The organism is Streptomyces sp. NPDC019890 (assembly GCF_044903445.1).
Lineage (GTDB): Bacteria > Actinomycetota > Actinomycetes > Streptomycetales > Streptomycetaceae > Streptomyces.
Map to the genome: position 1 here is coordinate 443,468 of NZ_JBJDQK010000006.1, position 26,759 is coordinate 470,226.

Sequence of the window (26,759 nt, forward strand, 5' to 3'; positions counted from 1 at the left end):
GGAGGGCCGCTCCCCTTTCATCCTCTCTATGCGCGTAGAGTCGCGCGTACGCGAACACCGCACTTGCCGGAAGGAATCCCATGGACGCCATCTCCGTCATCCGCACCAAGCGGGACCGGGGCGAGCTGAGCCCCGAGCAGATCGACTGGGTCATCGACGCCTACACGCGCGGTGAGGTCGCCGACGAGCAGATGTCGGCGCTGGCGATGGCGATCCTGCTGAACGGCATGAACCGTACGGAGATCGCCCGCTGGACCGCCGCGATGATCGCGAGCGGCGAGCGCATGAACTTCGACGCGCTCTCCCGCCCGACCGCCGACAAGCACTCCACGGGCGGCGTCGGCGACAAGATCACGCTGCCGCTCGCGCCGCTGGTGGCCGCGTGCGGCGCGGCCGTGCCGCAGCTGAGCGGCCGCGGCCTCGGCCACACCGGCGGCACCCTCGACAAGCTGGAGTCCATCCCCGGCTGGCGCGCGCTGCTCTCCAACGAGGAGATGCTGCACGTCCTGGACACCACCGGCGCGGTGATCTGTGCCGCGGGCGACGGACTGGCCCCCGCGGACAAGAAGCTGTACGCCCTGCGGGATGTCACCGGCACCGTCGAGGCGATTCCGCTCATCGCCTCCTCGATCATGTCCAAGAAGATCGCCGAGGGCACCGGCTCGCTGGTCCTCGACGTCAAGGTGGGCACCGGCGCCTTTATGAAGACCATCGAGGACGCCCGCGAACTGGCCTCCACCATGGTCGCGCTGGGCACCGACAGCGGCGTGAAGACCGTCGCGCTGCTCACCGACATGTCGACCCCGCTCGGCCTCACCGCGGGCAACGCCCTCGAGGTCCGCGAGTCCGTCGAGGTCCTCGCGGGCGGCGGTCCCGCCGATGTCGTCGAGCTGACCCTGGCGCTCGCCCGCGAGATGCTCGACGCGGCCGGCATCAAGGACGCGGACCCGGCGAAGGCGCTGGCCGACGGCTCGGCGATGGACGTCTGGCGCCGCATGATCGCGGCCCAGGGCGGTGACCCGGACGCCACGCTGCCGGTCGCCCGCGAGCAGCACGTGGTGACGGCCCCGTCCTCCGGCGTACTGACCCGTCTCGACGCCTACGACGTCGGCATCGCCGCCTGGCGCCTGGGCGCCGGCCGCGCCCGCAAGGAGGACCCGGTCCAGGCCGGCGCGGGCGTCGAGATCCACGCCAAGCCGGGCGAGACGGTGGCGGCGGGCCAGCCGCTGCTGACCCTGCACACGGACACCCCGGAGAAGTTCGACTACGCGCTGGACTCGCTGAAGGGGGCGTACGACATCGCCCCGGCGGGCACGGAGTTCACCGCCGACCCGATCGTGCTGGACCGCATCGCCTGACCCGCATCGCCCGGCGGGCCGATGAGAATCGGCCCGCCGAGCGGTCCACAGAGCAGGGCATGTCCGCCACTGCGACGGGACGGGGACACCGGGCCATGGGCCGACGACCGGGTACCACGATGAGTTCTGGACGCTGGGGCAGTCTCGTCCGTGTGGACGCCACACAGCCGATCATCGTGCGCATCGCAGGGAGAGTGTCCCCGGTCGATGTGCCGCGCCTGTGCGAGGAGTTGAGCGCGCGGCTCCTGGGCGCCGATGTCGCCGCCGGGGTCAGGGAAGTGATCTGTGACGTCGGCGGGATCACCGATGCGAACCTCGCCGCCGTCAACGCCGTCGCCTGCCTCCAGCTCACCGCGCGTCGGCTCGGTGGTCGGATACGGCTGCGCAACACCGGGCCGGAGCTGCGGGCCCTGCTCGATCTGGTCGGCCTCGGCGAGGTCGCGTAGGCCCTGTCCGGTCGATCTTGCCGGGCTCGCGTGCCCTGGCACGCACTCCCCCGTAGCCCTTCGGGCACGGGAGGTACCCCCACCGCGTGGGCTCTCCCCCTGCCTTCGGCGGGGGGACCCCCATCCTCCGCCTTGCATCTGCACGCTCCAGACCCCGCTCACTGATCCGGCCTGATCGACCGGACAGGACCTAACCCGCGGCCGCGCCCGCCCCGTCCAGCCGGTCCGGCAGCTCGAAGAGCGGAAACCAGCGCTTGGTGTCCAGGAAGAAGTCCATCCCGCCGATCATGCCGTCCCTGACCTCCAGGACGATCAGCGCCCACGGCTCGTACCCGTCGCCGTTCTGGCTCGGGTGGTAGTGCGCGAACGACGGCGAGCCATTGGCCACGGTCGGGACCAGCTTCGAACCCCGGCAGACTTCGCCGACGCCCAGCATCCAGCCCACGATGTCGTCGTGGCCGCGCAGCCACAGGTCGTATGGCGGCATGGACATGGTCGCGTCCTCGTGCAGCAGCGCCGTCAGCGCCTTCATGTCGTACCCCTCGAAGGCCGCGACATAGCGGTCGAGGAGCTTCTTCTGCTCGTCATCCAGGGGGTCTGCCGCGTCCGCCGCGGCCGGTTCCGATTCGGCGAGCGTCGCACGCGCCCGCTGCAGCGCGCTGTTGACCGAGGCGACCGAGGTGGCAAGCAGCTCGGCCACCTCGCTCGCCTTCCAGGCCAGCACCTCGCGCAGGATCAGCACCGCCCGCTGCTTGGGCGGCAGATGCTGGAGTGCGGCGACGAAGGCCAGCCGGATGGTCTCCCGCTCCACCGCCGTCTCCGCCGGGTCGGCGACCGAGGGCAGCACCCGCCCGTCGGGCACCGGCTCCAGCCAGGTGATCTCCGGGCGGGCGTTGAGCTGTGCCTGGGCGACGGGCGTGGGGGAGGTGAGGTCCATCGGACGGGCCCGGCGGTTGCCGGCGTTCAGCATGTCCAGACAGACGTTCGTCGCGATGCGGTAGAGCCAGGAGCGCAGCGAGGAGCGCCCTTCGAACTTGTCGAAGCTCCGCCAGGCCCGGACCATCGTGTCCTGGACGGCGTCCTCCGCCTCGAAGGCCGAGCCCAGCATGCGGTAGCAGTAGCCGGTCAGCTCCCGTCGGTACTGCTCCAGCCCGGAGTCCAGATCCTTGGTCGTTGCCGTATCACTCATCGAGTCCACCCCTGTCGCCCCTTGGCACCAGTCCTCCGGAAGCTACAGGAGCGGACTGACAATGGAGGTCAGGTTCCGGGCTTGCGCCCGTACACGAAGACGTCGTCGCCGTTCTTCAGCAGATTCCAGTATGCCTTCGCGTCCGCGGGGCGCATGTTCACACAACCGCCGGAGCCGGGCGGGTTGTACATCGACTTCGTGGTGGAGTGGAAGGCCTGCCCGCGGTCGAAGAACTGCGCGTACGGCATCCGCACGTTGTAGAGCGTCGACCAGTGGTTGATGCTCCGCCAGTAGATCTTCTTCGCGCCGGTACGGGTCTCGGTGCCGTTCTTGCCCGTACGCACCGGCACCGGGCCGTACTTGAGCTTCCTGCCGTCCTGGATCCAGGTCAGCTGGCGCGTCAGGTCGACGCACGCGATACGGCCCTTGTTGGTCGGGCACCTGCCCGCCTGGTTCGGGTTCTTGCCGGCCGCCCGCTGCGCGAGCATCGTGCTCATGGTGCGCCAGGTGATCGGCCCCGCGTACCCGATGGTGGGCGTGATCCCGTGCTTGGCCTGGAAGGCGCGGATCGCGTTGCAGTCGGCCGCCGACTGCTTGCCGTCCACCGGGCGGCCCAGGAACTTCTCCACCTGCTTCTGGTACGGCCCCGTCGATGTCGTACACGACGCCGCCTGCGCGGGCGCGCCGCCCAGTGCCACGCTCAGCGGGACCACCAGTCCGGTCAGTCCGAGCACGACCCCTGCTCGCCTGCGGTTTGTGCTCTTCGGAATGCGCCTCACAGCCACCAACTCCCCTCCGTGCACCGTGCAATTGCGGTGTGCCTGCCGGTTGGACGCACGTCGGGGAGTTGGAGTTGTGCGGATTTCGGTGTTTATTTCAGCGCTGGGCCGCGGCGAGCACCAGCCGGTGCTCGGCCCGCGCCACCCGCGTCCCGTACAGCGTGATCGACACGACGCCGAGGACCGCGAGCAGCCCCAGCAGGACCGTGCCCGGCCAGCCGCCGGAGTGGAAGGCGACCGCGCCGAGCGTGCCGCCCGCGCTGCTGCCCAGGTAGTACGCCGACTGATAGAGCGCGGACGCCTGGGCGCGGCCCGTCTTCGCCGTACGGCTCACCGAGGACGAGGCGACCGCGTGGCCCGCGAAGAAGCCCGCGGTGATCAGGACCAGGCCGAGCAGTACGGCGGGCAGCGAGTCCGCCAGCGACAGCAGCAGGCCGGCGGCGGTGGTGGTGACCGCGAGATAGAGCGCACCACGGCGGCCGAGGCGGGCGACCAGCGTGCCGGCTGCGGCGGACGAGACCGTGCCGACCAGATAGACCAGGAAGATCGAGCCGATGATGCCCTGGGGGAGGTTGAAGGGCGCCTCGACCAGGCGGTAGCCGATGACCGTGTAGACCGCCCCGAAGACGGTCATGAACAGCGCGCCGATCGCGTACAGCCGCCGCAGCAGCGGGTCGGCCAGGTGGCCGCGTACGGTCTCGGCCAGGGCCTTCGGGTTGAGCGAACCCGGCGTGAAATGACGGGCCCTGGGGAGCATCGCCCGGAAGACCAGCGCGCACGCCAGCGCCATCAGGCCCACCGCGGCGAGCCCCGCGCGCCAGCCCCACAGCTGGGCCACCCAGCCGGTGACGATCCGGCCGCTCATGCCGCCGATGCTGTTGCCCGCCACGAACAGGCCGATCGCCGCGACCAGTGCCTTGGGCCGTACCTCCTCGGCGAGAAACGCCATCGCCGAGGCCGGCAGCCCGGCGAGCGCCGCGCCCTGCACGACGCGCAGCGCCACCAGCCACTCAAGGCTCGGCGCGAACGGCACCAGCAGTCCGACCACGACGGCGACCGCGAGCGAGGCGGTCATCACGGTGCGCCGCCCGTAGCGCTCGGAGAGGGCGCTCATCGGCAGGACGCACAGGGCCAGCGCGCCGGTCGCGGCGGAGACCGTCCAGCTGGCGGCGCTCGCGCTCACGCCGAAGCCGACGGAGACGGCGGGCAGCAGCGCCTGCGTGGAGTAGAGGAGGGCGAAGGTCGCAACGCCCGCGGCGAAGAGCGCGAAGCTCATGCGGCGGTAGCCGGGGCGGCCGGGGGCGAGGAGCTCGGCGGAGTGCGAAGAGGACGGCGAGAGGGACGGCGAGGTGAGGGCACCCACGGTGGTGGGCGCCCCGGTACTGGCGGAAGGCATGCATCGAAAGTAGGCCGCCATTTTTCATGCGTCCAATGCATGGAATGGCAATAATCGTTCCTATGGTGCATCAACACAGCTCACAGCCGCGGCTGTCACCAGGCAGTTACGAAGAATACGCGGAAGACACGGCGCTACTGCTCGCTCCGCGCCTCGCCTACTTCGCCGGGGTCGCACGGCAGGAGCATGTGACGCGCGCCGCGCAGGAGATGGGCGTGCCCCAGTCCACGCTGTCGCGGGCGATCGTCCGCCTCGAAGAGGACCTCGGTGTGACACTCTTCGCCCGCAAGGGCCGCACGGTCTCGCTGACCCCGGCGGGCCGGACGTTCCTCACCTCGGTGGAGCGGGCGCTGGCCGAGGTGGAGCGGGCCGCGGACTCGGTACGTGCGGACGCGGACCCGGCGTCCGGAAAGGTCGCCTTCGGCTTTCTGCACACGATGGGCTCGGAGACCGTGCCGGGCCTGATCCGTGCCTTCCGGGCCGACCACCCCCGTATCCGCTTCACCCTCGTCCAGAACTACGGCGAGGCCATGATCGAGCGCCTGCGCGCGGGCGACCTCGACCTCTGTCTGACCTCACCGGTCCCGGACGCGCCGGACCTGGTCGCCCGGCGCCTGGACGAACAGCGCCTGCGGCTCGTGGTCCCGGACGATCACCGCCTCGCGTCCCGCAAACGCATCCGGCTGGCCGAAGCGGCGGACGAGACCTTCGTGACCCTCGAACCCGGCTACGGACTGCGCCGCATCACCGACGACCTGTGCGCGGAGGCGGGCTTCACGCCGCGCGTGGCGTTCGAGGGCGAGGAGGCGGAAACCCTGCGCGGCCTGGTCGCGGCGGGCCTGGGCGTGGCCCTGCTCCCGCCACCGGCGGTGGCCCGCCCGGGCGTGGTCGAACTGACGGTGACGGCACCGCGGGCGGTACGGGAGATCGGTGTGGCGTGGCTGGACGGCCACCCGGACACGGCCCCGGTGGCGGCGTTCAAACGGTTCCTGCTGTCCAGGCGGGGCCACTTGCTGCCGGACTGACGTGCGGTGGTCCCCCGGGAGGGGCCCGGCGGAGACCCGGCCCCCAGGCTCACGATCGCAGTGCGCGGCCGAAGCCCGCCGCCAGTGGCATGCGCAGGCCCAGTGGCGGCGGGGCCGCCAGGGCGTCCGCGACCGGGCGGGCGTAGGTTCGGGTGAACAGCGTGCCCAGCACGAAGTCCGCTGCCAGCGCCTGGACTTCCTCCTGGTACTGGCGCAGCGCATGGCCGTCCGAGTGGACCTCGAAGCGGCAGGTGTCGCGGTTGGCCTTCTTCGCGCGCTCCGCGAGACGGTAGGAGAGCTCCGGATCCGTACGCGCGTCATTCGTGCCGTGCACTATCAGCACATGGCGGCCGACCAGTTGTTTCACCGGTTCCGGTGTCGCCGCCACATCGTCCTCCGGCAGCCAGGGGGCCATCGCCAGCACGGAGTTGACCGCCGGGTGGCCCGCCGCGTGGAGGGCCGCGCGGCCGCCCATGCCATGGCCGGCGAGACAGACGGGGACATCGCCGTAGCGCCGTACGACCTCGTCCACCGCCCAGCTCGCGTCCGCCGCCAGATGCGCGTCGGTGCCGTTCCAGCCGCGGCAGCGGTAGTGGACCGCGTGCACGACCAGGCCGTCCCCGCGCCCCGCCCGCGCCAGCGTGCGGCCGAGCGGCAGAGCGGCGGCGTACGCCAGCGTCGAGGGTCTGCGTACCGACTGCGGCTCCCCGTCCGGCAGGAGCAGCACCACCCCTCCCACGGTGGAGTCGACCCCGAGGCCGCGTCCCTTGGCGGCCCTGCCCAGGCGTGCGCAGGGTGCTTCCCGGCTCCCTCGCGCGCCCCTTGCCACTGTCGCTCCCGCCGCGCCTTCCGGACGCCCCGACCACAGGGGCAGTGCGTGGTGTGCCATGGCAGAACAGTCTCAGAAGGACAGGTGTACTCCACCCGTACGCACGGTCACTGTTACGTATCGACCCCGCGCGCTCTACGCGCGTAGGGGCTAGAGTGCGCAGATGACGAGCCAGACCCTCAATACGCCCTCCGCGGACCAGATCCGCCGCGCTCCGAAGGTGCTCCTCCACGACCACCTCGACGGCGGGCTGCGTCCGGGCACGATCATCGAACTCGCCCGCGACGCGGGCTACACGGCGCTTCCCGAGAGCGAGCCCGACAAGCTCGGAATCTGGTTCCACGAGGCCGCCGACTCCGGCTCCCTGGAGCGCTATCTGGAGACCTTCGCGCACACCTGCGCCGTCATGCAGACCCGCGCCGCCCTCGTCCGCGTGGCCGCCGAGTGCGCGCAGGACCTCGCCGAGGACGGCGTCGTATACGCGGAAGTGCGGTACGCGCCCGAGCAGCATCTGGAGGCCGGGCTCACCCTCGAAGAGGTCGTGGAGGCGGTCAACGAGGGCTTCCGCGAGGGCGAGCTGCGGGCCCGCGAGAGCGGCCACCGCATCCGCGTCGGCGCCATGCTGACCGCGATGCGGCACGCGGCCCGCGCCCTGGAGATTGCGGAACTCGCCAACCGTTACCGCGACCTGGGCGTCGTCGGTTTCGACATCGCGGGCGCCGAGGCGGGCTTCCCGCCCACCCGCCACCTCGATGCCTTCGAGTATCTGAAGCGGGAGAACAACCACTTCACCATCCACGCCGGCGAGGCCTTCGGGCTGCCGTCGATCTGGCAGGCGCTCCAGTGGTGCGGCGCCGACCGGCTCGGGCACGGAGTGCGGATCATCGACGACATCGAGGTCACCGAAGACGGCGCCGTCAAGCTCGGACGGCTCGCCGCGTACGTACGGGACAAGCGCATTCCCCTGGAGCTCTGCCCGACCTCCAACCTGCAGACCGGGGCAGCCGCCTCGTACGCCGAGCACCCCATCGGACTGCTGCGCCGGCTTCATTTCAGGGCCACGGTCAACACCGACAACAGACTGATGTCGGGCACCAGCATGAGCCGCGAGTTCGAGCTGCTGACCGAGACCTTCGGATACACACTCGACGACATGCAGTGGTTCACCGTCAATGCGATGAAGAGCGCGTTCATTCCTTTCGATGAACGACTGGCCATGATCAACGACGTGATCAAGCCCGGTTACGCCGAGTTGAAGTCCGAATGGCTGTTCCGGCAGACCGCCACGACCAGCGAGTCTTCCCCCACCCAGGGCTGAGTGGGAGGGCGCAGAAGCGGCCGGGAACGTCAACATCCGGCCGCTTCGAGGTGTTTGCGGCCACTGTGCGGTGCTGGCTAGCTTGGCGAGCCTCCCACCAACCTCGTCCCAAGGACTCATCCCTGATGAAGCAGTCTGCTGCCAAGTCCCTCGGTGTCGCCGCTCTCGGTGCCGCCTTCGCCGCTGCCGCCGCGGGCACCGCCTCCGCCGCGCCGGCCGTCCTGCCCGCCCCCGCGCCCTCGCTCGACAGCGTCGCCGGCGTCCTGCCGGTCCAGGACGCGCTGACGCACGCGCTGCCCACCGGGCAGCCGGCGGCCCCGGTCGCCAGCCTGCTCGGCGGACTCCCGGCCGACGGCCTCCCGATCGGTGACGTCGGCATCCTGCCGGTCGGCGACGGTCTGCACGGCCTCGGCTGACCCGACGTGACAGCAGTGGGGCGCACACGCTGTCCGGGTGTGCGCCCCACTTGTCGTACGGGTGGCTTCTACCAGGCCGTGCTCGCGGTCTTCTCCGAGGGCAGCAGCACCCAGAGCGCCAGGTAGAGCAGGAACTGCGGTCCGGGCAGCAGGCACGAAACCAGGAAGATCACGCGCATCGTGTTCGCGGAGGTGCCGAAGCGCCGTGCCAGCGCCGCGCACACTCCACCGATCATGCGTCCGTCACGGGGGCGGGCAAGTGCGGCCATGGTGGGCTCCTTAGCAAGAACCGTTCGTGGGAGCAGCTCCGTCGTGCTCCCGATGACTCCATGGTGGCTCCGCAAGGGGGGTCAAAGCGTCGCTCTACGGGGCGATCCCGACCCTGGGAATCGTCGGGGTCGCCCCCTGAGACGCCTCGTCCCGCAGCAGGGCACCGCGCTGCTGCCGGGCCGATCTCGCGGCCGGTCCCGTCGCCGTCCGCCGCCTGCGGCGGAGCCGGGCCCGTCCCGCGGGCACGACCAGCAGATGGGCCAGCGTCACCCCGGCCGTGTTCAGCAGCAGCGAGTCCACATCCAGTACCCGGCCCGGCACCGCCGTCTGCAGCAGTTCAATGGCGAGCGACAGCAGGGCTCCGGCCGTGACCGTACGGGCCAGCGATGCCAGCGGGGAGACGAAGAGCCGACCGCCCGCCATCGGCAGCAGTATGCCGAGAGGGGCCAGCAGCAGCAGTCCTTCGCCGATCCTGCGCGCGGCCTCCACCGGCCCCATCACCAGGTCCGCCTTGATTCCGGCGAGCGGCTGGAGATTCGTCGCCGTCACCCACACGACGTCCAGTGGGCGCAGCGTCAGCCATGCGACGAGCAGCAGATGCGCGAGGAGGAGGATGACCCCCGCCGCGCGGAAGCGGATGGCGGCACTGCCGCCCTGACCTTGACGCTGCACGCCCCCCAAGACGCACGCTTCGCGCGAATCGGTTCCGCGCGGTGCGAAGAGGAAGCCGAGTGGCCCCGCCGGGAGCCTCAGAAGGCGAGCGGTCCCAGGAAGAATCAGAAGGCGAGCGGTCCTACGAAGAAGGCGAAGGGAGCGCGCCGAGTGTCGGCACCGGCTCCTCGGGGCGCTCCTTGGTCTCGGCCGAGCACCGGTACCCGCGCGGCGCGTACTCCCCGGGCCCGCCCAGCACCACCGAACCGTCCGTCGCCGCCGCCCGGCTCTCGGCGAAGGTGCACACGATCTGGGCGAGCGCCGCCGGCGGCAGATCCTCCGGCTGGCGACTCAGCCGCAGCGTGCCCGCGGGATCGCCCGTGCGTGGCCCGCTCAGCACCAGCGGACCTCGTACGTAGGTGGCGAAGCCCGCCTCGTGCTCGGGCGACGACGGCTCCCTCGCCAGCTCGTCGATGAGCGCCTGGGCCAGCCGTGTGCGGCTGTCGACGGCCTTCTCCGAGACCCTGGCCGTACGGTCCACGGACTCCAGCTGGGACGCGCAGACCAGATAGACGCGGACCGGGACGCCCTTCGGCTGTGCCTCGGGAGTGAGGTCCTGCGAGGTCACCTCGCACGGCACGCGCGAGGGCGCGGGACCGGCGTCGACCGGCACCTGTGTGGTCCTGATCCCGCAGCCGCCGAGCGCGGTGGTGGTCATGAGTACGGCGAGTGCGGCCGCCGCCCGCCGAATACGGCCCTTCGGCGTCACTGCGCGCCTTCCTCTCCCCGGTCGTCCCCGCGGTCCTCAGCAGCGCCGGCGCCGGCGTCCGCGTCGCCGTGCCCGTCGTAGTCGTTCAGCGACGACTCGTCGCCATTCAGGGACGACGCGTCGCGCGGCAGCGTCAGCACGAACACCGCGCCGTCGCCGTCCGCCGAGTTGGCCGCGGTGATGTCGCCGCCGTGGATATGGGCGTTCTCCATCGCGATCGAGAGCCCAAGACCGCTGCCCTCGGAGCGCGGCCGCGAGGCGCTCGCCTTGTAGAAGCGGTCGAAGACATGCGGCAGCACGTCCTCGGGGATGCCGGGCCCGTGGTCCCGTACCTCGATCAGCAGCTCATGGTCGACCGGCCGCACCGACACCCGTACCGGCGAACCGCCGTGCTTGAGTGCGTTGCCGATCAGATTGGCCAGGATCACATCGAGCCGGCGCGGATCGAGCCGCGCCATGATTCCGCGCTCGGCATCCAGCTCCACCGCGTCCAGCCAGGCGCGCGCGTCGATGCAGGCGGTGACCTGGTCGGCGACGTCGACCGTGTCCAGGACGAGCCTGGCCGTGCCCGCGTCGAAGCGGGTGACCTCCATCAGGTTCTCGACGAGATCACCGAGCCGCCGGGTCTCGCTCACCACCAGGTTCACGGCGGGCGCGATCATCGGGTCGAGGCTGTCGGCCTCCTCCTCCAGCACCTCGGTGACGGCGGTGAGCGCGGTCAGCGGGGTGCGCAGCTCGTGCGACATGTCGGCGACGAAGCGGCGGCTGGACTCCTCCCGCGCGCTCATGTCCGCGACCTTCTTCTCCAGCGACTCCGCGGTCTTGTTGAACGTCCGTGCGAGCTCGGCCAGTTCGTCCGTGCCCGAGACCCGCAGCCGGGTGTCGAGCTTGCCCTCGCCGAGCCGCCGGGCCGCCTCGCCGAGCCGGTGCACCGGCCTGAGCACGGTGGTGGCCGCGGCCTGTGCGAGCAGCGCGGAGCCGACCAGCGCCAGCGCCGTGGCGATCGCCAGCGACCAGGCCAGCGAGTTGAGGTCCTGCCGCTCCTGGTCCAGCGACTTGAAGACGTAGCCGGTCGGCCCGCCGCCGACGATCCGGGTGCCGCCGACCAGGTAGGGCTTGCCGCGGCGCTGGGTGCGCTGCCAGTAGAGGTGGTACGGGACGGAGTTGCCCGCGCCCACGCCCTGCCGCTCGTTCACCGCCTCCTGCAGCTTCGCCGGCACGTCCTTGAGCGTGAAGTTGTCCGGGTTGGACGCACCGACGATCGGCTTGCCCTCGGCGCGCTCGCCGATGAGCAGCACGCTGTAGCCGGAGCCGGCGTCGGCCATCTGCTCGGCGGTCTTCTGCAGTTCGTTCTGCGTCGGCCGCGGCGGCAGCGCGGCGGCCCGGTTCTGCATCTCCTGGCGGAAGTCCCGGAGCGTGGCGTCCTGTGTACGGGTGAGCACCGCTTCCCGGTTGAGCCAGTACGCGATGCCCGACGCGGACACGGCGGCGGTCAGCGCGACGAGGGCGAAGACGACGACAAGACGGAGGCGCAGGCTGGTCCACCGAAGTCCGGCGAGTATCGCGCGCTTTGCGGCACTGCTCACCTAGGGGTTCCGTTTCTGGGGGTCAGGGCGTGCACCTGTCTCACTGCGGGACGTCCAGCCGATAGCCCACGCCGCGCACCGTACGGATCAGGGTCGGCGACGACGGAACGTCCTCGACCTTCGCCCGCAGCCGCTGTACGCAGGCGTCCACCAGTCGTGAGTCGCCGAGGTAGTCGTGCTCCCACACCAGACGCAGCAGCTGCTGCCGCGACAGGGCCTGACCGGGCCTGCGGCTCAGTTCGAGGAGCAGCCGCAGCTCGGTCGGCGTGAGCTGCAGGTCCTCGCCGTTCTTGGTGACCGTCATCGCGGAGCGGTCGATCACCAGCGAGCCGAAGGTCGCGGAGTCGGTGGACTCGCGCTCACCGCGCCGCAGCACGGCGCGGATCCGGGCGTCCAGCACACGGCCCTGCACGGGCTTGACGACATAGTCGTCGGCGCCCGACTCAAGACCGACGACCACATCGATGTCGTCGCTGCGTGCGGTCAGCAGAATGATCGGCAGCTGGTCGGTGCGCCTGATGCGCCGACACACCTCGAAACCGTCGATCCCGGGCAGCATCACATCCAGCACGATCAGGTCCGGCCGCTGCTCGCGCAGCAGTTTCAGGCCGTCCTCGCCCGTCGCCGCGGTGGCCACACGGTGGCCCTGGCGTGACAGGGAGAGTTCGAGGGCCGTGCGGATGGCGTCGTCGTCCTCGATCAGCAACAGGAAAGGCACGGAGGTCATTCTGGCCCATGGGGCCGCCGGAGTTCGACCGTTGGGTCGCTCCCACACGACTCCTCCGCTTGTGAGAGGCGTAACGAGCGCTTTCTGGGGCGGTGGGAAAAGGGGTACTGGACGGCTTCCGAGCGGCTTCCGAGTGGCCTCCGAGCGGCCCTCGCTCGGCCTCCGCGACGGTTTCCGCTCGGCCTCTGCTCTGCCCTCTGCGAGACCCCGGTGGGCCCTGTGACAGGCCTGTGACAGTCGACGGACACCGCGATGAAACTGCCCGGGCAGTCTTTTGGCACACGGACGGAAACAGACTCCACTCGACGGGGGGCGCGAGATGAACGCACTGCACAGCACCAACTCAAGCGCAGTTGTCACGCGTCTCCACGACGTCGTGAGGAGCACGGAGAAGTCCGGCGCCGTGAACGGGCGGGGGTGCGTTCGCGGCGCCGGGCGTCAGCACAAGCCGTCGTACATGACGGTGGTTGACGCGACTGTCGGGGGAAGCGGAGCCGCATACGGGGAGGCAACTGGGGAGCGGACAAACCTGTCGGAGGCGGAGTTCACCGCCTACGTGCAGGAGCGCCGCGCCTCCCTGTACGCGACCGCGTACCACCTGACCGGGGACCGGTTCGAGGCGGAGGATCTGCTGCAGAGCGCCCTCTTCTCGACGTACCGGGCCTGGGACAGGATCAGTGACAAGGCGGCCGTCGGGGGCTATCTGCGCCGCACGATGACCAACCTGCACATCAGCGCCTGGCGCCGGCGCAAGCTCAACGAGTACCCGACGGAGGAGCTGCCGGAGACGGCGAGCGACACCGACGCGATGCGGGGTACGGAGCTGCGCGCGGTGCTCTGGCAGGCGCTGGCCAGGCTGCCCGAACTCCAGCGGACGATGCTGGTCCTTCGCTACTACGAGGGCCGGACCGACCCGGAGATCGCGGAGATCCTGGACATCAGTGTCGGCACGGTGAAGTCGAGCATCTGGCGGTCGCTCCGCCGGCTGCGTGAGGACGAGGTCCTCAGCTTCGGCCGTGACGAGGAAGAGTCCTTCGGCGAGCTGGTGGCCTGAGGGCACCTGGGGGGAACGGGGGAACGGGGGCCGCTGTTTCGGGGGAGACGGCGGCGTCGGGGGGCCACGGGGGTCACGGGGGACCAACGGGGACCACGGGGGAAACAACGCGGGACCGGACAGGCCGGGGGGTCTTGTCCGGCCCCGCGCTTTCTTTTGTCCTGAGGCCGCACGACCCGCGGCGACGCCGCTTGTCGCTGCGTGCCGCGGATCTCGCGCGGCGCGGCGTGTGAAGCCGCGCCGAGGGCGCGGTTGCGGGCATCCGCTCCGGGCCTGTCGCGGTGGGAAGCTGCCGCCCTCGCCGGGGCGTGGGGGTAACCCCGCGTTCCTGTGCGGGCGGGGGGAGAGCCAGCGGCTCTCACAGCCGTGCGGCGAACCGAATCCCGGCCGTTCGCGCACGCCCGCCGGCTCCGGGGGGACCCGGCCGCAGCGGCGCTGCCGCCGTGCTCGCGGCGGATGCTGCCGCCATCGGCGCTTGCCGAGGGCGCCGTTGTGGGCATCCGCTCCGGGCTTGTCGCGGCGCGAAGCTGCCACAGCCGCCGGGGGGTGGGGGTACCCCGTACCCCCACATCTCAAGGGCGGGCGGATGAGGAAAGACCCCGGCCGTCAGGCCGGGGTGCGCGCCGCAGGCGTACGGCTGTGGCCCGCTGCCGCCGAGGCGAGGCGGCCCAGCGCCTCCTCCTTGCCGCACGGATGCGCACCAAGTTCCGTCTGGCGGGCCACGATGCCCCGTTCCGCGCGCATCAGGCGCCAGCCGCGGCGGAGCAGGAAGCCCACCGACTTGCGGCCCTCGCGCAGGTCCCGCGCCAGCCGGCGGCGGAACGTCGTCGACGGGCGGCCGCGCAGGCACAGCGCGTCCGCCAGTACGCCGAGTTCTTCGCAGCGGCCCACGATGTCCGCCGCGAAGATCCCCTCCGCCACGAACAGCGGCGTGCGGCCGATCCCGAACGCCTCCCGGTCGACGCGCGAGCTCGTGGCGATGTCGTACACCGGGACGGTCGTACGTCCCGTACGGCACAGCTCCTCGATCGCCGCCACCGCCGCGTCCGCGTCCCACGACCCCGGCGAGTCCCAGTCGATGTCCGAACTGCCCACCACCAGCGGCAGCGTCGGGTCGTCGCCCTCCTTGTAGAAGTCGTCCAGGCGCAGCACCGGCAGACCCGAGCGCTCGGCGAGGGACGACTTTCCGGAACCGGAGGGACCCGAAAGCAGAACAACACGGATGGGAATGGGGGAAGAGCTCACGGGACACCAGTGTGAGGCATTGACTCGTGAAGGGGACCCGCCGGGGCTGGGGTTGGTATTGAGCATCACACCTCAAATACGCTGCGTGCTCGACCGATTACTCCTTCAGGCGGGAATCCCCATGGCACGTCACAAAGCTCCCCAGCCCGCGCGGCTCGCCCTGCTGCGAGCGGGCCTGACCGTCGCGACGGTGGCCGCGGCCCTCGGCGCGGGCGGTGCCGCCCACGCCGCGCCCACGACCGCACCCGTGGGCCTCGACACGCTCGAAGGGCAGGCCCAGGGGGCGACGGGCGTGGTCACGAACTCGCTGGCCGGTGCCGGGCAGCTCACGAGCCTCCGGCTCAACCCCCTGGCCAACACCGGCGTCGACCCGCTCGACAACTCGGTCGGCACACAGGTCGCCGACTTCAAGCCGGTCTCCACTGCGGCGGTCACCGGCCCCCTCGCGGACGGTGCCGCGGCCAAGGACCTGCCGGTCGTGGGCGGCGCGTCGCGGCTGCTGCCCTTCTGAGGCCGGTCCGAGTCCGGACGCGAAAGAGCCCCCTGCCGCCGGACGGGACGGCAGGGGGCTCGGTCATGGGCCGGGCCGCTGCCCGGTGAGTACGCGAAACCGACGGTACGCGGAACCGCCGGTACGCAGGGCGGTCAGTACGCCGAACCGGACGCGCCGAGCGAGCCCGTCGGATGCCAGACCGTCTTCGTCTCCAGGAAGGCCGTCAGGCGGTGCGTGCCGGGATCGGCCGAGAAATCCACAGCCTGTGGACGAAGCACGCGCTTGAGATTGTCCGCCGCCGCGATCTCCAGTTCCTTCGCCAGTACGTCATCGGCACCGGTGAGGTCGATGGCGTTGACGTCCTGGTGCGAGGCCAGCGGGGTCGCGATCTCGGCAGTCCGGCCCGACAGGACGTTGACCACACCGCCGGGCAGGTCGGACGTGGCCAACACCTCGCCCAGGGAGAGCGCGGGCAGCGGGGCCTTCTCGCTCGCGACCACAATCGCCGTGTTACCGGTCGCGATCACCGGGGCGAGCACCGACACCAGGCCCAGGAAGGACGACTCCTGGGGTGCCAGCACGGTCACCACGCCCGTCGGCTCGGGGGTCGACAGGTTGAAGAACGGGCCCGCGACCGGGTTCGCCCCGCCCACGATCTGGCCGATCTTGTCCGTCCAGCCCGCGTACCAGACCCAGCGGTCGATCGCGGCCTCCACGACCGCGGCGGCCTTGGACTTCGACAGACCCTCGGCGTCGGCGACCTCGCGCACGAACTGCTCGCGCCGGCCCTCCAGCATCTCCGCGATGCGGTAGAGGATCTGGCCCCGGTTGTACGCGGTCGCGCCCGACCAGCCGCCGAAGGCCTTGCGGGCCGCGACGACGGCGTCACGCGCGTCCTTGCGGGACGAGAGCGGGGCGTTGGCCAGCCACTTGCCCTTGCCCGCCGCGCCAGTGGCCGATGTTTTCGCCGTCACCTCGTACACCCGGCCGCTCTCGGAGCGGGGGAACTTGCCCCCGACGTACAGCTTGTAGGTCTTGAAGACGCTCAGTCGTCCGTCAGACATCGAGGTAGGCCTCCAGACCGTGACGGCCGCCCTCGCGGCCGAAGCCCGACTCCTTGTAGCCGCCGAAGGGCGAGGTCGGGTCGAACTTGTTGAACGTGTTGGCCCAGACGACGCCGGCCCGGAGCTTGCTCGCGACGGCGAGGATGCGGGAGCCCTTCTCCGTCCAGATGCCCGCCGAGAGGCCGTACTGGCTGTTGTTGGCCTTGGCGACGGCCTCGTCCGGCGTACGGAACGTCAGCACGGACAGCACCGGGCCGAAGATCTCGTCGCGCGCGATGGTGTGCGCCTGGGTGACATTCGTGAAGAGCGTCGGGGCGAACCAGTAGCCGGAGCTCGGCAGCTCGCACGGGGCGGACCAGCGCTCGGCGCCCTCCGCCTCGCCCGTCTCGGTCAGCGACGTGATTCGGGCCAGCTGCTCGGCGGAGTTGATCGCGCCGATGTCGGTGTTCTTGTCCAGCGGGTCGCCGAGGCGGAGCGTGGACAGCCGGCGCTTCAGCGAGTCCAGCAGCTCGTCCTGGATGGACTCCTGGACGAGGAGGCGGGAGCCCGCGCAGCAGACCTGGCCCTGGTTGAAGAAGATGCCGCCGACGATGCCCTCGACGGCCTGGTCGATGGGAGCGTCGTCGAAGACGATGTTGGCGCCCTTGCCGCCCAGCTCCAGGGTGACCTTCTTGTCCGTGCCCGCGATCTGGCGGGCGATGGCCTTGCCGACCGCGGTCGAGCCGGTGAAGGCGACCTTGTTGACATCCGGGTGCTCGACGAGCGCGGCGCCCGTCTCGCCGTATCCGGGAAGGATGTTGACGACGCCCTTCGGCAGGCCCGCCTGGCGGCAGACGTCCGCGAAGAACAGCGCACTCAGCGGCGTGGTCTCGGCGGGCTTCAGCACCACGGTGTTGCCGGTGGCGAGCGCCGGGGCGATCTTCCACGCGAGCATCAGCAGCGGGAAGTTCCAGGGGATGACCTGGCCGGCCACGCCGAGCGGCCGCGGGTTCGGACCGTATCCCGCGTGGTCGAGCTTGTCGGCCCAGCCCGCGTAGTAGAAGAAGTGCGCGGCGACGAGCGGCAGATCCGCGTCGCGGGTCTCCTTGATCGGCTTGCCGTTGTCGAGGGTCTCCAGGACGGCGAGCTCGCGCGAGCGCTCCTGGATGATCCGCGCGATGCGGAAGAGGTACTTGGAGCGCTCCGAGCCGGGCAGCGCCGACCACTTCTCGAACGCCTTGCGGGCCGCCTTCACGGCTCGGTCCACGTCCTCGGTGCCCGCCTGGGCGACCTCGGCCAGGACCTCCTCGGTGGACGGCGAGACGGTCTTGAAGACCTTGCCGTCGGCGGAGTCGGTGAACTCGCCGTCGATGAAGAGGCCGTACGACGGTGCGATGTCGACGATCGACCGCGATTCGGGAGCGGGTGCGTACTCAAAAGCCATGGTGATCAGTCCACCGTCACGTAGTCGGGGCCGGAGTAGCGGCCGGTCGCCAGCTTCTGACGCTGCATCAGCAGGTCGTTCAGCAGACTCGACGCGCCGAAGCGGAACCAGTGGTTGTCCAGCCAGTCCTCGCCGACGGTCTCGTTGACCAGGACGAGGAACTTGATCGCGTCCTTGCTGGTGCGGATGCCGCCCGCGGGCTTCACGCCCACCTGCACTCCAGTCTGCTCCCGGAAGTCGCGTACGGCCTCCAGCATGAGCAGGGTGTTCGCGGGGGTGGCGTTGACCGCGACCTTGCCGGTCGAGGTCTTGATGAAGTCCGCGCCCGCGATCATGCCGAGCCAGGAGGCGCGGCGGATGTTGTCGTACGTCGAGAGCTCGCCGGTCTCGAAGATGACCTTCAGCCGGGCGTGGCCCGCGGCCTCCTTCACGGCGCGGATCTCCTCGTAGACCTTCAGGTAGTGCCCGGCGAGGAAGGCCCCGCGGTCGATCACCATGTCGATCTCGTCGGCCCCGGCGGCGACGGCGTCGCGGGTGTCCGCGAGCTTCACGTCGAGGGCGGCACGGCCGGCCGGGAAGGCGGTGGCGACGGAGGCGACCTTGACGCCGGAGCCCTTGAGGGCCTCGACGGCGACGGCGGCCATGTCGGGGTACACGCAGACCGCGGCGGTCGACGGGGTGCTGCGGTCGGTCGGGTCGGGATGGACGGCCTTGGCGGCGAGCGCCCGGACCTTGCCCGGGGTGTCCGCGCCTTCGAGCGTCGTCAGGTCGATCATCGAGATGGCCAGATCAATGGCGTACGCCTTGGCCGTGGTCTTGATCGAGCGCGTACCGAGCCCTGCGGCGCGGGCCTCCAGACCGACGGCGTCGACGCCGGACAGGCCATGGAGGTAGCGCCGCAGTGTGCTGTCGGACGCGGTCACGTCAGCGAATGCGGTGGGGATGGTGGGCATGGTCACCAGATGAGCATATCTACGCGCGTAGCGGCCTGTACAGGGGGTGGGGCAGGAGCCCGTCCATTGTGCCCCGGATCGAGACCTGCCGGTCGCGGGCGGCATGAGGCCCTGTCCGGCCGATCCTGACGGGCTCGCCCGCCCTGGCACGCACTTCCCGGTAGCCCTTCGGGCACGGGAGGTGCCCCACCGCGTGGGCTCTTCCCCGGCCTTCGGCGGGGGGACCCCCATCCTCCGCCGGCGTCTGCACGCACCAGACCCCGCTCACTGATCCGGCCTGATCGACCGGACAGGACCTCGTCGGCGGCCCCCCGCCGGACGTACGGCAGAATCGGAGGCATGACGACCCCCCAGCCGCCCGCCGAGCCCACCTACGCCGACCGGGTCTTCCGCTCGCCCCTCGGAATGGTGGGCGGCGTCCTGCTGCTCGCGCTCGTCGCCTGGCTCACCGGGGACGCGATCGTCCGGGGCGAGGGGCGGACGCCGTGGGTGGCCCTCGCTGCTGCGCTGCTGGCCGTCCCGCTCGTGATCGCCTTCACGCTGCGTCCCGCGGTCTTCGCCGGCGACGACCGGCTGCGCATCCGGAATCCGTTCCGGACGATCACGCTGCCCTGGGCCGCCGTCGCGGATGTGCGGGCCGGGTACTCCAGCGAGATCTTCACGCAGGACGGTACGAAGTACCAGCTGTGGGCGATCCCGGTCTCGCTGCGGCAGCGCAAGCGGGCCTCGCGCCAGCAGATGCGGCGGGCGCACGACGACCCGCACGGGCGCACGTCGGTGTCGGCGGATGTCACCGATTCCAAGGCCCGGGTGGCGCCGACGGACCAGGCGATCGTGGACCTGCGGGAGCTGAAGGAGCACAACGCGGCGCGGCCGGGCGCGCAGGGTGAGCCGCAGATCCGCTGGGCGTACGAGGTCGTGGCGCCGGCGGTGGCGGGGGCGGTGCTGCTCGCGGTGCTGCTGGCGATCGGCTGACGGTCGGCCGACGGTCGGTCGGAGCGGCGGTTCGGTCCCTCGGGGCGCGGCGCGCATGCACAGACTCCGCCCCCCGGTGATCAGGGCAGATCACGGCGGGCCCTTCCAGACCAGCAGCATGTACGCCCCCAGCCAGGCCGACGACAGCGTCGCCGTGGCGAGTACACCCGCCAGGACCGCCGTACGGCGCGCTCTCGCCAGCGACCGGGCGAGCGGCATCAGCAGTGGGAAGCCCGGCATCAGAAAGCGGGCGCGCGGGAAGTAGACGCCGCCGCTGCCCAGCACGACGAGCAGCAGCACGCCGGTGAAGACCAGCAGCGCGAGCGGCTGGCGCTCGGCGACACACAGCAGATACAGCCCGACCGACACGATCAGCACGACCGAGACGATCACCAGGAACAGCTGCGGCTTGGTCATATAGACCAGGTACTGCCGCAGATAGCGCAGCGTGGACGCCCCGCCGTCCCACTCGTTCCGCCACAGCTTCTGTACGGCGAAGTAGCCGTCCACGCGCCCCACGCGCAGGCCCACCCAGGCGACGTACGCCAGCCACCCCGTGGGCGCGATCATCGCCCCCACGAGAGCCGCCCGCCGGCCGCCGGGGCGGCGTCCGCGGCAGGCCGACAGCGCGGCCACCGACACCGCCGCCGCGAGCGCGATGCCCGTCGGCCTGGTCAGCCCGGCCAGCGCCGCGAGCGAACCCGCCCACAGCCAGCGCCCGGTGAGCGCCGCGTACAGCGACCACGCCGCGAGCGCGGTGAACATCGACTCGGTGTAGCCCATCCACTGGACCAGCGCGACGGGCAGCACGCCCCAGAGCACGGTGAGCAGGATGCCCACCCGCCGCCCGTACAGCCGGTCGCCCACCGCGAAGACGCCCCACGCGGCGACGAACGAGAAACCGACCGCGAGCAGCAGCCCGACACTCGCGCGCGAGCCGGGCGTGAGAGCGGCGACGGCCTTCACCAGCAGCGGATAGAGCGGGAAGAAGGCGAGGTTGTTGTCGTTGGGGCGGGTGCCGAGGGCGTCGGCATAGCCGTGGTCGGCGATGCCCAGGTACCAGCCCGAGTCCCAGGACGTGGCCAGCGTCGGCCAGACGCCGTGTCCCTGGACATGCGCCCATCTGGCGAGGGCCAGCAGCCCGCAGAGCCGTACCGCGAGATAGCCGAGCAGCGCGGGCGCGGCCCGCCGCAGCGCCCGCCGGAGACGGTCCGCTGCGCCCGCCGGGCCGCCGCCTCCCGTGGCCGGAGGCCGACGGGAGGCGGGGACAGCGGCTCGAACGGTCGCGGTGGGGGACACGGCGGCTGCTCCTGTGACTCGGCATGCGCTACCGGGTCACCATTGCCCGGACGGTCACAAGGAGCGGGTGCCGCTGCTCAACTCCGTACGAGATTCACCCGTACGGGCGGTCAGATCCCCGCCGCGGACGCCAGATCCCGCTTGATGCCGTCCAGGATCTCCGTGGCTCGCTCCCGCGCGGTCCCGAGCTCGCTCGCGTCCGCGACCGGCACCACGACCTCCAGGTAGCACTTGAGCTTGGGCTCGGTGCCGCTCGGGCGGACGATGACGCGGGCCTTGAACTCGTCGTCGAGGTGGTACCGCAGGCCGTCCGTGGGCGGGAGCTTGTCCGTTCCCCGGTTCAGGTCCTCGGCGGAGACCACGCGCAGCCCGGCCAGCACGGTCGGCGGCTGCTCGCGCAGCGTGCGCATGGCGTCCGCGATGATGCTCAGGTCCTCGACGCGCACCGACAACTGGTCCGTGGCGTGCAGGCCGTGCGCGACGGCGAGGTCGTCGAGCAGATCCGTGAGGGTGCGGTCCTGTTCCTTCAGCTCCGAGGTGAGCTCGGCGACGAGCAGGGCGGCGGTGATGCCGTCCTTGTCGCGTACGCCCTCGGGGTCGACGCAGTAGCCGAGCGCCTCCTCGTAGCCGTACCGCAGGTCCTCCACGCGGGCGATCCACTTGAAGCCGGTCAGCGTCTCCTCGTACGGCAGACCCGCCGCGTCGGCGATCCGCCCGAGCAGGGACGAGGACACGATGGACTCGGCGAAGGTGCCCCGTGCGCCCTTGTGCACGAGGTGGGCGGCGAGCAGCGCGCCGACCTCGTCCCCCCGGAGCATGCGCCAGTCGCCGTTGTCCGGGACCGCGACCGCGCACCGGTCGGCGTCCGGGTCGTTCGCGATCACGATGTCCGGCTGGACCTCGCGGGCCTTCGCGAAGGCGAGATCCATGGCGCCCGGTTCTTCCGGGTTGGGGAACGCGACGGTCGGGAACGCCGGGTCGGGCTCGGCCTGCTCCTGTACGAGCGCGGGGGCGGGGAAGCCGGCCCGGGCGAAGGCGGCGGTCAGCACGTCCTTGCCGACGCCGTGCATGGCCGTGTAGACGACACGGGCGGTGCGGGGGGAACCGGCAGTCAGCACGGCGTCCGTACGGGCCAGATAGGCGTCCAGGACCTCGTCGCCGAGGGTGTCCCAGCCCGACTCGGCGCGGGGAACGTCGTTCAGGCTGCGGATCGCCTCGATCTCGGCGGCGATCTCGGAGTCGGCGGGCGGCACGATCTGGGAGCCGTCGCCGAGGTAGACCTTGTAGCCGTTGTCGCGCGGCGGGTTGTGGCTGGCGGTGACCTCGACGCCGGCGACGGCGCCCAGTTCCCTTATGGCGAAGGCGAGTACGGGGGTGGGCAGCGGGCGGGGCAGCACGGCGGCGCGGAGCCCGGCGCCGACCATGACCGCGGCGGTGTCGCGCGCGAAGTCGGCGGACTTGTAGCGGGCGTCGTACCCGATGACGACGAGGCCGTCGGTCTGGCCCTTCGCCTTGAGGTACGCGGCGAGCCCGGCAGCGGCCCGGATGACGACGGCCCGGTTCATCCGCATGGGCCCGGCCCCGAGCTCTCCGCGCAGCCCGGCCGTCCCGAACTGCAGCGTCCCGCTGAACCGCGCGGCGAGCTTGTCGAGATCGTGCGCGTCGATGAGCTTCCCGAGCTCGTCCCGGGTCTCACTGTCCGGGTCCTCCGCCAGCCACGCGCTGGCCCGCGCGATGAGGTCCTGCTGCACGGTTGGTCCGCCTCTCGTGTGTGGTCGTCGTCGCCCTGCCATTGTCGGGGCGTCAGCATGCGTGCGGGGTGCGGTGACTCGGGCGCGGGGCTTGTTCCCCCACCCCGCCCTCCCCGTACGGCCTGGCGGCCGTGGGAGGTACCCCCATCCCGAACCGGGGCTGGCCCCGGACCCTCGGCGGAGGTTCGTGGGGGCTGACGCCCCGCGACCCCGAAGCGCCCGCTTCGCGGCGCCTGAAATCCGTGAGGGAAGAGGTGCGTGGGCGGTGCTGCGCCCCGCCGTTCGGCAGCGTCGGGCCGCGCCGCGCGTCACCCCACCGTGGGGAGGGGCGGTGCAGGGTCGTCCCCGCAGGGGATCGGCGGCAATCACCGAGTGATCAATACGCACCCCCGTACGCCGCCGACCCCGAGGAGTCGAGCCCGACGGCGCCCGCACCGCGGTCGTGGTGGGCGTGGGCCAGGGGGCGTTGGTGGTTGCTGCCCGGTGGGTGGCTTCGCGGGCGAACCTTCGGCGCCAGCACCACCCGCACCGGGCGGCCGGCGCCCTCGGAACCGCCCTTCCGCGGTCCCGCGCGCGCCGCAGCGCCCCGCACCCCGCGGGGCGAACCGTCAGATCCGGTCCAGGACCCGCGTCAGCAGCGCGCCCATCCGGGCCGCCGAATCCCGGCCCGCCTGCAGCACTTCCTCGTGGTTCAGCGGCTCACCCGTCAGCCCCGCCGCCAGGTTCGTCACCAGCGAGATGCCCAGCACCTCCGCGCCCGCCTCACGGGCCGCGATCGCCTCCAGGACCGTGGACATGCCCACCAGGTCGCCGCCCAGCACGCGGACCATGTTGATCTCCGCCGGCGTCTCGTAGTGCGGGCCGGGGAACTGGACGTACACGCCCTCCTCCAGCGACGCGTCGATCTCCTTGCACAGCGCACGCAGCCGCGGCGAGTACAGGTCCGTCAGGTCCACGAAGTTCGCCCCGACGATCGGCGACGTCGCCGTCAGGTTGATGTGGTCGCTGATCAGCACCGGCTGCCCGGGACGCATGCCCTCGCGCAGACCGCCGCAGCCGTTCGTCAGGACGACCGTCTTGCAGCCCGCTGCGACCGCGGTGCGCACCCCGTGCGCGACGGCCGCGACGCCCCGTCCCTCGTAGTAGTGCGTACGGCCCAGAAAGACCAGCGCCCGCTTCGCGCCGATCCGGTACGAGCGGATCGTGCCGCCGTGGCCCTCGACCGCCGGCGGCGGAAAGCCGGGCAGTTCGGTGACCGGGAACTCGGCCTCGGGCGCACCGAGCGCGTCGACGGCCGGCGCCCAGCCGGAGCCCATCACCAGGGCTACGTCGTGCGTCTCGGCGCCGGTCAGCTCACGCAGGCGCGCGGCGGCGGCGTCGGCCGCGGCGTGGGGGTCGGCGGTAACGCCGTTGAGGTCCGGATTCACAGATGCGTTCACGCGGACGAGGGTAACCGGTGAATCCCTACGCGCGTAGATGACGCAGCTCACGGTCTTCGGATCGTTGTCTTGTTGTTTCCGACAAAGGACCGACGAACACACGACAGAACACTGCTCGGAGCACTGCTCGGAACTCAGAACAGAACACAGAACAGAACGCGGCCGGGACGCAGGTCAGAACACAGGGCGCACGCCTAGCACGGCCGCTTGCGCAGCTCCATCACATAGTCGTGCGGCGCCCCCGCCGAATCCGCCGCGTCCGCCAGCTCCCCCAGATACCGCGCCGACGGCAGCCCGCCCTCGTACCCGTTCAGCACATACACCCAGGCCGGCTCCTCGCCGTCCAGCGTGTCCACGCGGACCCGCATCCGCCGGTAGATGTCCAGGCCGACACCCTCCCAGCGGTCCATCGAGTCCTCGTCCATCGGCGCGATGTCGTACAGGGCCACGAAGACCTGCGAGCGCGGCGCCTCCACGATCGTGGCCAGCGCCCCCTCCCAGCCCATCTGCTCGCCGCCGAACGTCAGCCGCCAGCCGTTCAGCCAGCCGGTGCCGCGCAGCGGGGAGTGCGGAGCGCGGCGGGACATCAGCCGCGCGTCGAGGTTGCCGGCGTACGCGGCGTAGAGCGACATGGGATCGAGGGTACGGGAGGGGCGCGGGTGAGTGCCGTTCACCATTGGAGGGACCCGGGGCAATGGCACGTGAACCGTGCGGGACAATGGAGGACGTACTGCAGTCCCGCGGGGCCACGCCCCGACCCCCGGCAGAGCGAACGAGAGCGCGAGGCGTAACCCCAGTGACCCGGATCGTGATCATCGGCGGCGGACCCGGCGGATACGAGGCGGCGCTGGTGGGCGCCCAGCTCGGCGCGGAGGTGACCGTCGTCGACTGCGACGGCCTCGGCGGCGCCTCGGTGCTGACCGACTGCGTACCGTCGAAGACCCTCATCGCCACCGCAGAGGTGATGACCACCTTCGACTCCTCCTACGAAGAGCTCGGCATCATCGTCGCCGACGACACCCCGCCGCTCGAGCAGGCCGCGCGCGTCGTCGGCGTCGATCTCGGCAAGGTCAACCGACGCGTGAAGCGCCTCGCGCTCGCCCAGTCCCACGACATCACGGCCTCCGTCACCCGGGCCGGCGCGCGGGTGCTGCGCGGCCGCGGGCGGCTGGAGGGCCAGCAGGCGATGGACGGCTCGCGCACGGTGGTCGTGCGGGCGGCCGACGGCACCGAGGAGCGGCTGACCGCGGACGCGGTGCTGATCGCGACCGGCGGTCACCCGCGCGAGATCCCGGATGCGCTCCCCGACGGTGAGCGCATTCTCAACTGGACGCAGGTGTACGACCTGGACGAGCTCCCCGAGGAGCTCATCGTGGTCGGCTCCGGCGTCACCGGCGCCGAGTTCGCCGGCGCGTACCAGGCGCTCGGCTCCCGGGTCACCCTCGTCTCGTCCCGCGACCGCGTGCTGCCCGGCGAGGACCCGGACGCCGCGGCCGTCCTCGAGGACGTCTTCCGCCGCCGCGGCATGAACGTCATGGCCCGCTCCCGCGCCGAGTCCGCCAAGCGCGTGGGCGACCGTGTCGAGGTCACGCTCTCCGACGGCCGGGTCATCTCCGGCTCGCACTGTCTGATGGCGGTCGGCGCGATCCCGAACTCCGCGGGGATGGGCCTGGAGGAGGCCGGGGTCCGGCTCAAGGACTCGGGCCACATCTGGACCGACAAGGTCTCCCGCACGACCGCGCCCGGTGTGTACGCCGCCGGTGACGTCACCGGAGTCTTCGCGCTCGCCTCCGTCGCGGCCATGCAGGGCCGTATCGCGATGTACCACTTCCTGGGCGACGCGGTGCAGCCGCTGAACCTGAAGACCGTCTCGTCGAACGTCTTCACCGACCCCGAGATCGCCACGGTCGGCTACAGCCAGGCGGACGTGGACGCGGGCAAGATCGACGCCCGGTCCGTGAAGCTGCCGCTGCTGCGCAACCCGCGCGCGAAGATGCAGGGCATCCGGGACGGCTTCGTCAAGATTTTCTGCCGTCCGGGTACCGGAATCGTGGTCGGCGGCGTGGTCGTCTCACCGCGTGCCAGTGAGCTGATCCATCCCATCTCGATCGCGGTCGACAACAATCTGACGGTGGAACAGATCGCAAACGCTTTCACCGTGTACCCGTCTCTGTCGGGGTCGATCGCCGAGGTGGCGCGGCAGCTGCACACCCGGAAGACCGCGGGCGAGGCGTGATGCAGGCGTAAACCCGAAGAACCCGGGCACTTCGCGCACCGACTGATCAACTTCGGGGCCGCCCATAC

Annotated in this window: 26 protein-coding genes; 9 read left to right on the plus strand and 17 right to left on the minus strand. The window is 71.3% G+C overall.

What is annotated here, in order from left to right; genetic code table 11:
* Positions 1–80: 80 nt before the first annotated feature.
* Together ACI2LP_RS19635 and ACI2LP_RS19640 are read left to right on the plus strand one after the other, a co-directional pair.
* Complete coding sequence (locus ACI2LP_RS19635; RefSeq protein WP_404725747.1) at positions 81–1,358, plus strand: thymidine phosphorylase; 1,278 nt, start codon at positions 81–83, stop codon at positions 1,356–1,358.
* 152 nt (positions 1,359–1,510) lie between these two features.
* Positions 1,511–1,804, plus strand: a complete 294-nt coding sequence (locus ACI2LP_RS19640) for an STAS domain-containing protein (protein WP_404725748.1) — start codon at positions 1,511–1,513, stop codon at positions 1,802–1,804.
* Positions 1,805–1,994: 190 nt separating this feature from the next.
* Here ACI2LP_RS19640 and ACI2LP_RS19645 read toward each other — a convergent pair whose 3' ends face one another.
* The 3 genes from ACI2LP_RS19645 to ACI2LP_RS19655 form a co-directional block, all read right to left on the minus strand.
* On the minus strand, positions 1,995–2,993 hold the full coding sequence (locus ACI2LP_RS19645; protein WP_404725749.1) for a sigma-70 family RNA polymerase sigma factor: 999 nt from the start codon (positions 2,991–2,993) through the stop codon (positions 1,995–1,997).
* A gap of 68 nt (positions 2,994–3,061) precedes the next feature.
* The gene (locus ACI2LP_RS19650) at positions 3,062–3,718 is read right to left on the minus strand and encodes a L,D-transpeptidase family protein (RefSeq protein ID WP_404725817.1); all 657 of its coding nucleotides are present in this window, start codon (positions 3,716–3,718) and stop codon (positions 3,062–3,064) included.
* 151 nt (positions 3,719–3,869) lie between these two features.
* The gene (locus ACI2LP_RS19655; protein ID WP_404725750.1) at positions 3,870–5,168 is read right to left on the minus strand and encodes an MFS transporter; all 1,299 of its coding nucleotides are present in this window, start codon (positions 5,166–5,168) and stop codon (positions 3,870–3,872) included.
* A 62-nt stretch (positions 5,169–5,230) separates the two neighbouring features.
* Here ACI2LP_RS19655 and ACI2LP_RS19660 point away from each other — a divergent pair, with 62 nt between their 5' ends.
* Positions 5,231–6,193, plus strand: a complete 963-nt coding sequence (locus ACI2LP_RS19660; RefSeq protein WP_404725751.1) for a LysR family transcriptional regulator — start codon at positions 5,231–5,233, stop codon at positions 6,191–6,193.
* A gap of 49 nt (positions 6,194–6,242) precedes the next feature.
* Here ACI2LP_RS19660 and ACI2LP_RS19665 read toward each other — a convergent pair whose 3' ends face one another.
* Positions 6,243–6,923: an alpha/beta hydrolase gene (locus tag ACI2LP_RS19665; protein WP_404725818.1), complete on the minus strand. Its 681-nt coding sequence runs from the start codon at positions 6,921–6,923 to the stop codon at positions 6,243–6,245.
* Between the two features lie 262 nt (positions 6,924–7,185).
* On the opposite strand from ACI2LP_RS19665, the gene ACI2LP_RS19670 reads away from it, so the two are divergent.
* Together ACI2LP_RS19670 and ACI2LP_RS19675 are read left to right on the plus strand one after the other, a co-directional pair.
* Positions 7,186–8,340, plus strand: a complete 1,155-nt coding sequence (locus ACI2LP_RS19670) for an adenosine deaminase (RefSeq protein ID WP_404725752.1) — start codon at positions 7,186–7,188, stop codon at positions 8,338–8,340.
* Between the two features lie 125 nt (positions 8,341–8,465).
* On the plus strand, positions 8,466–8,756 hold the full coding sequence (locus tag ACI2LP_RS19675; protein WP_404725753.1) for a hypothetical protein: 291 nt from the start codon (positions 8,466–8,468) through the stop codon (positions 8,754–8,756).
* A gap of 68 nt (positions 8,757–8,824) precedes the next feature.
* Here ACI2LP_RS19675 and ACI2LP_RS19680 read toward each other — a convergent pair whose 3' ends face one another.
* From ACI2LP_RS19680 to afsQ1, 5 genes are all read right to left on the minus strand, one after another.
* Complete coding sequence (locus ACI2LP_RS19680) at positions 8,825–9,025, minus strand: PspC domain-containing protein (protein ID WP_360871546.1); 201 nt, start codon at positions 9,023–9,025, stop codon at positions 8,825–8,827.
* Between the two features lie 94 nt (positions 9,026–9,119).
* Positions 9,120–9,698, minus strand: a complete 579-nt coding sequence (locus ACI2LP_RS19685; protein WP_404725754.1) for a VanZ family protein — start codon at positions 9,696–9,698, stop codon at positions 9,120–9,122.
* 121 nt (positions 9,699–9,819) lie between these two features.
* Positions 9,820–10,446: a hypothetical protein gene (locus tag ACI2LP_RS19690; RefSeq protein ID WP_404725755.1), complete on the minus strand. Its 627-nt coding sequence runs from the start codon at positions 10,444–10,446 to the stop codon at positions 9,820–9,822.
* On the minus strand, positions 10,443–12,032 hold the full coding sequence (locus ACI2LP_RS19695) for an ATP-binding protein (RefSeq protein WP_404725756.1): 1,590 nt from the start codon (positions 12,030–12,032) through the stop codon (positions 10,443–10,445). The genes ACI2LP_RS19690 and ACI2LP_RS19695 overlap by 4 nt, the downstream gene beginning before the upstream one ends.
* 40 nt (positions 12,033–12,072) lie before the next feature.
* On the minus strand, positions 12,073–12,750 hold the full coding sequence (gene afsQ1 / locus ACI2LP_RS19700; protein ID WP_175257369.1) for a two-component system response regulator AfsQ1: 678 nt from the start codon (positions 12,748–12,750) through the stop codon (positions 12,073–12,075).
* A gap of 328 nt (positions 12,751–13,078) precedes the next feature.
* Between afsQ1 and ACI2LP_RS19705 the strand changes: the two genes are divergently transcribed.
* Positions 13,079–13,813 carry a SigE family RNA polymerase sigma factor gene (locus ACI2LP_RS19705; RefSeq protein ID WP_404725757.1) on the plus strand — a complete coding sequence of 245 codons (735 nt, stop codon included), beginning with the start codon at positions 13,079–13,081 and terminating at the stop codon, positions 13,811–13,813.
* A 606-nt stretch (positions 13,814–14,419) separates the two neighbouring features.
* Here ACI2LP_RS19705 and ACI2LP_RS19710 read toward each other — a convergent pair.
* On the minus strand, positions 14,420–15,124 hold the full coding sequence (locus tag ACI2LP_RS19710) for a uridine kinase (protein ID WP_404725758.1): 705 nt from the start codon (positions 15,122–15,124) through the stop codon (positions 14,420–14,422).
* 55 nt (positions 15,125–15,179) lie between these two features.
* Here ACI2LP_RS19710 and ACI2LP_RS19715 point away from each other — a divergent pair, with 55 nt between their 5' ends.
* A complete protein-coding gene (locus ACI2LP_RS19715) occupies positions 15,180–15,569 on the plus strand; it encodes a hypothetical protein (protein ID WP_404725759.1) in 390 nt (129 codons plus the stop codon).
* Positions 15,570–15,703: 134 nt separating this feature from the next.
* Here ACI2LP_RS19715 and ACI2LP_RS19720 read toward each other — a convergent pair whose 3' ends face one another.
* The 3 genes from ACI2LP_RS19720 to deoC are packed head-to-tail and all read right to left on the minus strand — an operon-like array spanning position 15,704 to position 18,991.
* The gene (locus ACI2LP_RS19720) at positions 15,704–16,615 is read right to left on the minus strand and encodes an aldehyde dehydrogenase family protein (protein WP_404725760.1); all 912 of its coding nucleotides are present in this window, start codon (positions 16,613–16,615) and stop codon (positions 15,704–15,706) included.
* The gene (locus ACI2LP_RS19725) at positions 16,608–18,044 is read right to left on the minus strand and encodes an aldehyde dehydrogenase family protein (RefSeq protein ID WP_404725819.1); all 1,437 of its coding nucleotides are present in this window, start codon (positions 18,042–18,044) and stop codon (positions 16,608–16,610) included. Before ACI2LP_RS19725 ends, ACI2LP_RS19720 begins: the two co-directional genes overlap by 8 nt.
* Positions 18,044–18,991 (minus strand): deoxyribose-phosphate aldolase, encoded by a 948-nt coding sequence (gene deoC / locus ACI2LP_RS19730; protein WP_404725820.1) that lies wholly within the window; start codon positions 18,989–18,991, stop codon positions 18,044–18,046. Before deoC ends, ACI2LP_RS19725 begins: the two co-directional genes overlap by 1 nt.
* Positions 18,992–19,330: 339 nt before the next feature.
* Between deoC and ACI2LP_RS19735 the strand changes: the two genes are divergently transcribed.
* Positions 19,331–19,966: a PH domain-containing protein gene (locus tag ACI2LP_RS19735; protein ID WP_404725761.1), complete on the plus strand. Its 636-nt coding sequence runs from the start codon at positions 19,331–19,333 to the stop codon at positions 19,964–19,966.
* A 90-nt stretch (positions 19,967–20,056) separates the two neighbouring features.
* On the opposite strand, the gene ACI2LP_RS19740 is transcribed toward ACI2LP_RS19735, so the two are convergent.
* The 4 genes from ACI2LP_RS19740 to ACI2LP_RS19755 all read right to left on the minus strand — a co-directional run bounded on the left by ACI2LP_RS19740 (position 20,057) and on the right by ACI2LP_RS19755 (position 25,087).
* Positions 20,057–21,265 (minus strand): hypothetical protein, encoded by a 1,209-nt coding sequence (locus tag ACI2LP_RS19740; RefSeq protein WP_404725762.1) that lies wholly within the window; start codon positions 21,263–21,265, stop codon positions 20,057–20,059.
* A 110-nt stretch (positions 21,266–21,375) separates the two neighbouring features.
* Positions 21,376–23,058 carry a phospho-sugar mutase gene (locus tag ACI2LP_RS19745; RefSeq protein ID WP_404725763.1) on the minus strand — a complete coding sequence of 561 codons (1,683 nt, stop codon included), beginning with the start codon at positions 23,056–23,058 and terminating at the stop codon, positions 21,376–21,378.
* 566 nt (positions 23,059–23,624) lie between these two features.
* Entirely contained in the window at positions 23,625–24,455 is an 831-nt protein-coding gene (locus ACI2LP_RS19750; RefSeq protein WP_404725764.1) for a purine-nucleoside phosphorylase, read from the minus strand.
* A 194-nt stretch (positions 24,456–24,649) separates the two neighbouring features.
* A complete protein-coding gene (locus tag ACI2LP_RS19755) occupies positions 24,650–25,087 on the minus strand; it encodes a gamma-glutamylcyclotransferase (RefSeq protein WP_142214025.1) in 438 nt (145 codons plus the stop codon).
* A gap of 164 nt (positions 25,088–25,251) precedes the next feature.
* Between ACI2LP_RS19755 and ACI2LP_RS19760 the strand changes: the two genes are divergently transcribed.
* A complete protein-coding gene (locus ACI2LP_RS19760) occupies positions 25,252–26,691 on the plus strand; it encodes an NAD(P)H-quinone dehydrogenase (protein WP_404725765.1) in 1,440 nt (479 codons plus the stop codon).
* The last annotated feature ends 68 nt before the right edge of the window (positions 26,692–26,759 follow it).